This is a genomic window from Alicyclobacillus herbarius DSM 13609 (genome assembly GCF_000430585.1).
GTDB lineage: Bacteria > Bacillota > Bacilli > Alicyclobacillales > Alicyclobacillaceae > Alicyclobacillus_G > Alicyclobacillus_G herbarius.
The window spans coordinates 1-1,059 of the sequence record NZ_AUMH01000058.1 but is presented as its reverse complement, the minus strand read 5'-3'; the positions used below and the strand labels follow the sequence as shown (position 1 = coordinate 1,059).

Here is a 1,059-nt window from a genome sequence, read left to right as displayed (position 1 = left end):
TCCTGGTCGATGGTTGGTTTGGGCAACTACCACGATACCAGGAGGTTTTTTCATGCCGCAAACCTCAAATTACTTCGTTACAGGACTGCTCATGAGGGAAGCTGATCCTGGATGCCACCTGTACACCGGCTGACATTGCATTCCCGACGGATTTGTCGCTGCTGAATGAAGCCCATGAGAAGTTGGAAGACATCATTGACACTCTCCACCGGCCATACAAAGGAAAGCTGAAGAAACCCAGGGATCGGCGGCAACAAGCCCGGAGAGACTATCTTCGGGCAGCTAAGAATCGAAAGCTCAGCGGCAAGGAGCTTCGCAAGGCGATTGGGAAACAATTGCGATACGTTGGGCGAGACCTGCGGCTTGTGGAGCAGCTTGCGAAGTTGACTGGGCTGACGGTGCTCACCCGGCGACAACATCGCAATCTTTTGATCATCCATGAGCTGTACCGACAGCAGGTGGAGATGCTTCGTACGCGTTCCCACCGTATCAACGACCGAATCGTGAACATCGCGCGGCCTCACGTACGTCCGATTGTTCGAGGAAAGGCAAAGGCGAACGTGGAGTTTGGTGCAAAGCTGGCCATCAGTGTGGTGAACGGATATGCGCTGATGGAGCGAGTGAGTTGGGACAGTTTCAATGAGGGGACGACACTCATTGAGTCGGTGGAAAACTACGTGAAGCGGTTCGGATGTTACCCGGAGGCCATCTTGGCGGACAAAACCTACCGTAATCGGAAGAACCCCCAATATTGCAAGAAGCATGGTATTCGGTTGAGTGGCCCGAAACTGGGGCGTCCGTCCAAGGCGACGATTGCTGAACACAAAAGGATGGAACGACTGGACGCAAGCGAACGGAATGCGATCGAAGGAAAGTTCGGAGAGGCAAAGCGGAAATATGGTCTAGGGCTGATTCGGGCACACCTACGTCGGACCAGTGAAACGGTCATCGCCCTGCAGCTGCTGGATACGCTCCCCCCGTATCCGACGCAACCAGGAGACGGCCAACACCAGTGATGGATATCCGATGGTCAGCACAAGTCCGGCCCAACCGACCCAT

General features: G+C 54.7%; 1 pseudogene. It reads left to right on the top strand.

Features of this window, described 5'->3' with window-relative positions:
- Positions 1-95 precede the first annotated feature (95 nt).
- Positions 96-965 (top strand): annotated as a pseudogene (locus H522_RS20110) (transposase); the annotation flags it as partial.
- Positions 966-1,059: the final 94 nt, after the last annotated feature.